4 protein-coding genes are annotated in these 6,327 nt (G+C 63.2%); 2 read left to right on the top strand and 2 right to left on the bottom strand.

Annotated elements, in window-relative coordinates:
* A partial coding sequence (locus U4Z31_RS31545) for a phage late control D family protein (RefSeq protein WP_321812391.1) occupies positions 1 to 1,385 on the bottom strand: 1,385 nt, incomplete at its 3' end.
* A 554-nt stretch (positions 1,386 to 1,939) separates the two neighbouring features.
* Here U4Z31_RS31545 and U4Z31_RS31540 point away from each other — a divergent pair.
* Complete coding sequence (locus tag U4Z31_RS31540; protein ID WP_321812390.1) at positions 1,940 to 2,389, top strand: hypothetical protein; 450 nt, start codon at positions 1,940 to 1,942, stop codon at positions 2,387 to 2,389.
* Between the two features lie 52 nt (positions 2,390 to 2,441).
* Here U4Z31_RS31540 and ppx read toward each other — a convergent pair whose 3' ends face one another.
* Positions 2,442 to 3,959, bottom strand: a complete 1,518-nt coding sequence (ppx, locus tag U4Z31_RS31535) for an exopolyphosphatase (RefSeq protein ID WP_044844885.1) — start codon at positions 3,957 to 3,959, stop codon at positions 2,442 to 2,444.
* Between the two features lie 279 nt (positions 3,960 to 4,238).
* Here ppx and ppk1 point away from each other — a divergent pair, with 279 nt between their 5' ends.
* Positions 4,239 to 6,302 carry a polyphosphate kinase 1 gene (gene ppk1, locus U4Z31_RS31530; protein ID WP_044844886.1) on the top strand — a complete coding sequence of 688 codons (2,064 nt, stop codon included), beginning with the start codon at positions 4,239 to 4,241 and terminating at the stop codon, positions 6,300 to 6,302.
* Positions 6,303 to 6,327 lie beyond the last annotated feature (25 nt).

The following is a 6,327-nucleotide window of genomic DNA, read 5'->3' as shown; positions in this document are numbered from 1 at the left end:
GTCCACGCTTCCGCGCCATCCGGAGTCACAACAAGTGCGTGCTCGATCGACATGATCGGCTTCGGGTGATCCAGCGGGCTTCGGTATTCAACAGCCGTGGGCTGCGCTTCGACTTCGAGCACGAAAAATCCGGCCGAACCATCCGCCTCATGTCCAAGCGTCTTGAACCGCTCACGGTGAATCGCCTGTTGCTCGGCCAGCGTTGCTCGAAGACTTTGCGGAAACTCGGCCGTCTGCTGGCCAATCGGGACATTGTTCTCGATGAACCAACGCGCCTCGACCACCAGAAACTCTCGCTTCTGCACATCACCGCCTTCGTGGCGGGGATGTCCGTTCAACACAAACCGCGAACCGGCATCGAGCCACCGCACGCCTCCGACGCCAAAATATCGGCTTGCTCGCGCATCCCATATCTCTACTCGCCGTCGCGCTCGCACCTCACCAGTGTCTGAGCTGGAATAGCCGTAAGCCGTCGATTCGTAGACCGTCATCGGCGCATCAGGAACGCTATGCTCGGCTTTCTGGCGGTGCTCCTCAGTGACATAGCTCGTCGCGGCAAGTCCACTTTCAACCTGAAAATCGGATGCGGGCCGCTTGTAATCAAACGCACGCGACATGTAGCGTGTGCTCTGCATCGTCTGCACCGCTGCCCAATGGGCGAAGCCATCAGATTCGTTGCTGTCGTTCGCCCGAATGAATTCGACTGGCTTGGCGTCGGGAAGGGTCGATACGCGGTCAACGATGACGAGCGTCGTCTTGGGAGCGTCACCTTCGCTAACGTTTTCGTGGACCCAATAGAAATACCAACCCTCGGACTCAGCCAAGCGGTTCACAAAGTGAAGATCGGACTCGCTCTGCCTGCACCACGAACGCTTGGCAGGATCGGACGACAACGTGAAACGGTACTGTCCGCGCAGTTGCGGATATCGATCCAGCACGTCGGAAATGATCTCGCGGGCGTCTTTCTCGAGCCAGCCTTCTTCGTTGTGGGTTTTCTCAAGGAAGACCAGCGCCGACGAAAATTCGATCTGGTATGTGGAAAGACCACCGTTTCCACCCAAATAGGCGACCCGATGCACGAAACCGTGGACCGGACGATAGACGGGAACCGCAAAGGGAGCCGTGACTTGCTGAATCTGCAAGGTGACAGGCTGGTGCATCAGCGACAGCAGCGCAGTATCGTCGCGCGTCGACGCAACATCGATCGTGTACGAATAGTCACGCCCGATTCTGGCTGATCCGCGTGCACGCAGCGGCACCAACGCGTTCTTGCCGAGCGGCGTATTCAACGTCAACAGCCGCCCCTGCTGCAAAACACCCTTACTGATCGCCTCATAGAGGTCGCGAAACTTCAGGTCCCCGAGTGCGGACGGTCTGATATCCATTTGCGTTTTATCTCTCTCAGGTTCGACCGTCACGTCAGTTGCACGAAGACGGTCAGCCGTTGCGACAGCCAAGTCGCTCGCGCGATTTTATCTAACGTCTGAGAAATGCGGTTTCTTTTGACAGAAACTGACGCCCGGTCACCTAGCGAAGTGAAAGCTCACGCTCAGGCTCGACAGTAAATTGTAAGAAATAAATTCGCGGAGCCCCCGTGGCATCGGCGATGTAGGCGGAGAGGCTCTCAATTTCCCGTCGCGAAGGATGGGTCGGAACAGAAAATTGCAGTGAGCTTAAATTTCACATTAAATCAATTACTTATAATTTTTGTCGATGACCAAACGTGAAAATAGCAGGGCCCCGATTTGGAGTCGGATGGTCGTAGGTTCGAAGCTTCTTCCTCCAATCACGATATACACGATAAGGGTTGCAAGCCATCGCGCTTGCAGCCCTTTTTCGTTTTGTCCGCAAGCCGCTTCCGCCGGCCCCGCGTCGGCGGCCCGCGCACGAATCTTGCGGGAACACGCGATAATGTCCGCGACCCAACCCGCAACCGCGCATGAAAAAAACCGTTTTCAAGACCGCCCTGCTCGGCGCGCTGCTCGCAGTCGGCGCATTCGGCACCCTCGGCGCGTCCGGCGCCGCGTCGGCCAAGTCGCTCGACGACGCGCTCGACTGCCATTCGAACGGCCACAAGTTCGTCGCGCCGCTGCTCGCGGCCGGCGACATCGAGTCGGAGCCGATGCACGTCGAAGCGAATTCGGTGAACGCGTTCCGCACGAACCATCCGCTGACCGCCTACGGCTTCGGCGTCTACGTCGTGCTCGGCTACCAGGCGAACGATCCGATCTTCCAGCCGGGCGACGGCACGCCGATCGGCAAATGGGCGTACGGCGTCGTGGTACGCGGCACGAAGAGTGCGGTCGAGCAGGCCGTTCGCAATGCCGGCAGCGACGCAACCGTCAAGCAGGCGTTCCCGTTCCTGACCGCGATCGTGTGCTCCGACTGAGCACACCGCGAGGCAAGCGGCGCGAGCGCGCCGCGCCCTCGGTAGCGTCTCGTTACGCGCCCGTATAAACCACGCGATACGGAATCCCGACCTTCTCCCACTCGGCCGCTTCCTGGCTGAGGCTGTAGTCGGTCAACGGGTTCTGCTCGACCCATGCGCTCGGCAGGCGCACTTCATACCCGCCCTTCTTCATCTGCGACACGGAAATGTCCGGCAGCCCGGCATCGGTCCGGCGCCGGCACAGCAGCGCGGCGAGCCGCAGGCAAAACAGCAGCGGCCATTCGACGTCGCGCGCCTGCGACAGCTTGCCGAGCTTGCCCGCATGCCCGAGCACGAGCGCGGCGAGGCGCGCCTGGTCAGTGCGCGAGAAGCCCGGCATGTCGGCGTTGCTGGCGATATACGCGGAATGCTTGTGATACGAGCTGTGCGAGATCGACAGGCCGATCTCGTGCAGCGCGGCGGCCCAGCCGAGGAACATCCGGCCTTCCTCGCGCGCTTCTTCGTCGTCGGACGCCTCGAGCTCGTCGTAGAACCGCACCGCCAGTGCGGCGATCCGCTCGGCCTGCGCGCGATCGACGCCGTAGCGGCGCGTGAAACCCTCGACGGTCACCGCACGCATGTCCTCGTGCTGGGCCCGGCCGAGAAGGTCGTACAGCACGCCGAGACGCAGCGCGCCGTCGGTGGTGTCGACGTAGTCGACACCCAGTTCCTCGAATACCGCGAGCATGATCGCGAGGCCGCCGGCAAGCACCGGCACGCGATCGGGCTTCAGCGCGATCAGCTTCAGCCGGTTCACGTTCTCGGCCTTGATCAGCGCGCGCTTCAGGCGTTCGAGCCCGCCGCGCGAAATGCCGTGCGTGATGCCGGCGTCGTTGAAGCCGTTCGCCTCGACGAGTTCCGCGAGCGCACGCGCGGTACCCGACGAACCGATCGCCTGGTCCCATCCGGCCTTCTTGTACTCGCTGGAAATGATCTGGATCTCGCGCTTGGCCGCGAGTTCGGCCTGCCGCATCGTGTATTCGTCGACGTTGCCGGCCGGGAAGAACGCCCGGCTATGGCTCACGCAGCCGATGTAGAGACTCTCCATCACGAGCGGCGTGTAGTGCGAGCCGATGATGAATTCGGTCGAGCCGCCGCCGATGTCGACGACGAGCCGCTTGCCCGCGCTCGCCGGCACCGAATGCGCGGCACCCGCATAGATCAGGCGCGCCTCTTCGCGGCCCGCGATCACTTCGATCGGAAAACCGAGCGCCGCTTCGGCTTCGCCGAGGAATTCGCCCGCGTTCTTCGCGACGCGCAACGTGTTGGTCGCGACCGCGCGCACATGATCGGGATGGAAATCGCGCAGGCGCTCGCCGAACCGCTTGAGTGCCTCCCAGCCACGTTCCTGCGACGCGCGATCGAGCATCTTGTCGCTCGACAGCCCCGCGGCCAGTCGAACCGGCTCGCGCAGCGCATCGACGGGATAGATCTGGCTGCCCGCCGGCGTTTCCTCGACGCGCCCGACGATCAGCCGGAAGCTGTTCGAGCCGAGATCCACGGCAGCCAGCAAGTGGGGGGATGTAACCATCAGAAGGGGGCTCCGTGCGCGTTCGCCCGCGGCAGCCGCTCCGGCCTCGCTGGACGATCAATCAAAGGCGATATTTTAAGCGTGGAACGCTTGCCATTGCCACGCTTCACGGGCATGTACTCGGGTAGAAAGTATATGGCCGAAACATTTATGAGACGAATCGGTTCAAGCGTAGAATTTCCCGATATAAATACATTATTGTCATCAGCACGTCATCGTACCGTGAGAGTTTCCGAGCGTCCTTTCGAATCATCGCCCGAATCACCCCCTACTCTGCCGATGTCCGTCCGCTATCCGCTTCTCAATCGTGAACTCGGCATCCTCGGCTTCAACGAGCGCGTGCTGGCCCAGGCAGCCGACCCGCACATTCCGTTGCTCGAGCGACTGCGCTTCATCTGCATCACCAGCAGCAACCTCGACGAGTTCTTCGAGGTCCGGATGGCCGGCCTCCAGGAACAGATCCGCGACAACCCGGGCGCCCTGACGCCCGACGGCATGTCGCTGCAGCACGCCTACGATCTCGTCGTCGAGCGCGCGCAACGGCTCGTGCACCGCCAGTACACGATGCTGCACGAAACCGTGCTCCCCGCGCTCGAACAGGAAGGCATCTACTTCCACGCGAGCGACTCGTGGAACGACGAGCAGCTCGAATGGGCGCGCCGCTACTTCCTCGACGAACTGCTGCCGGTGCTGACGCCGATCGGCCTCGATCCCGCGCATCCGTTCCCGCGCGTGCTGAACAAGAGCCTGAACTTCGTCGTCGAGCTCGAAGGCCGCGACGCGTTCGGCCGCCAGGCGGTGATGGGCATCGTGCAGGCGCCGCGCGCGCTGCCGCGCGTCGTGCGCATGCCGCAGGCGCTGTCGGGCTTCGAGCACGGCTTCGTGCTGCTCAGCTCGTTCATGCAGCGCTTCGTCGGCGAACTGTTCCCGCAACTGGTCGTGAAGAGCTGCAACCAGTTCCGCATCACGCGCAACAGCGAACTGTTCGTCGACGAGGACGAAATCACCAACCTGCGCGTCGCGCTGCAGGGCGAACTGCCCGCGCGCCACCTCGGCAACGCGGTGCGGCTCGAAGTGTCGGCCGATACGCCCGCGCATATCGTGCGACGCCTGCTCGAGGAAAGCCTGCTCGGCGAGAAGGACTGCTACCGCGTGTCCGGCTCCGTGAACCTCGTGCGGCTGATGCAGATCCCCGATCTCGTCGATCGACCCGACCTGAAGTTCGCGCCGTTCACCGCATCGATCCCCCCCGCGATCGCGAACGCGCCGACGATGTTCGACGCGATCGACGACGGCGACATCCTGCTGCATCACCCGTACGAAAGCTTCCAGCCGGTGCTCGAACTGCTGCAGCAGGCCGCGAAGGACCCGAGCGTCGTCGCGATCAAGCAGACGATCTATCGCACCGGCACGGATTCGCCGCTGATGGACGCGCTGATGGAAGCCGCGCGCAACGGCAAGGAAGTGACCGTCGTCGTCGAGCTGCTCGCGCGCTTCGACGAGGAAACCAACATCAACTGGGCGTCGCAGCTCGAAGCCGTCGGCGCGCACGTCGTGTACGGCGTGGTCGGCCACAAGTGCCATGCGAAGATGATGCTGATCGTGCGGCGCGTCGTGCAGAACGGCAAGGCGTCGCTGCGCCGCTACGTGCACCTCGGCACCGGCAACTATCACCCGCGCACCGCCCGCCTCTACACCGACTTCGGGCTGATGACGGCCGACCAGAAGATCTGCGAGGACGTCCATCACGTGTTCCAGCAGCTGACCGGGATCGGCGGCGAGCTCACGCTGCACGAGCTGTGGCAGTCGCCGTTCACGCTGCATCCGCGCATCATCGAATCGATCCGCGCGGAGATCGACAATGCACGCGCCGGCAAGCGCGCGCGCGTGGTCGCGAAGATGAACGCGCTGCTGGAGCCGTCGGTGATCGCCGCGCTGTACGAAGCGTCGCAGGCCGGCGTGAAGGTCGACCTGATCGTGCGCGGCGTGTGCGCGCTGAAGCCGGGCGTGCCGGGGCTGTCGGACAACATCACGGTGCGCTCGATCGTCGGGCGCTTCCTCGAACACCACCGCATCTACTATTTCCACGCGGGCGGCGCCGAGGACGTGTATCTGTCGAGCGCCGACTGGATGGACCGCAACCTGTTCCGCCGCGTCGAAGTCGCGTTCCCGATCCGCGAGCGCAAGCTGAAGCGCCGCGTGATCGCCGAAGGGCTGTCGGTCTGTCTCGGCGACAACCAGTCGGCCTGGCAGATGCTCAGCGACGGCCACTACCGCCGGCGGCGCGCGGGCAAGACGATCCGCAACGCACAGCTCGGGCTGCTCGCGAAGTTCTGTTCGTAGGCACCCGGCGCACGGTTTCGCGTGC

It is taken from the genome of Burkholderia sp. BCC1985, from assembly GCF_905339915.1.
Lineage (GTDB): Bacteria > Pseudomonadota > Gammaproteobacteria > Burkholderiales > Burkholderiaceae > Burkholderia.
This window is presented reverse-complemented; position numbering and strand designations above follow the sequence as displayed.